Raw genomic sequence first — 549 nt, 5'->3', positions numbered from 1 at the left:
GTAGCGTATCCGGCAGGCTTTACATATTTTTTCCAGTAGCGTGTTTTGCACGCTTAATTTTGAATACAATGTTGAAACCTGTGGTATGCCAATATCAGCGGTTTCACCTCTAGTTAAAACACCGTCTGCGAACCCGAGTTCTACCGCCTTGTTAGCATCCATCCACGTTTCCGAATCCATTAAATGCGACAGTTTCACACGGTTAAGCCCTGTTTTAATCTCGTAAGCGTTAATAATGGACTCTTTTACCTCATCAAGCATTGATATTGCTTTTTCCATTTCGCTTCTGTTTCCAAAAGCAACAGTCATAGGATTATGAATCATAAGCATTGACACCGGGCTCATATAAACCTTTGTCCCTGCCATCGCAATCACTGATGCAGCCGATGCCGCAATACCATCAATCTTGACCGTCACACAACCCTTGTAATCCATGAGCATGTTATAGATTTGTGCCGCAGCCACACAATCGCCTCCAGGCGAGTTAATCCACACGGTAATATTCCCACTACCAGCGTTTAACTCGTCTTTAAAAAGTTTCGGTGTTAC

Annotated in this window: 1 protein-coding gene; it reads right to left on the bottom strand. The window is 43.4% G+C overall.

What is annotated here, in order from left to right:
• The coding region (locus tag ACTJLE_RS06535; RefSeq protein WP_481267913.1) for a head maturation protease, ClpP-related at positions 1 to 549 on the bottom strand (549 nt) is incomplete at both ends.

This window comes from Gardnerella sp. CCPDSM, assembly GCF_056754715.1.
This window is presented reverse-complemented; position numbering and strand designations above follow the sequence as displayed.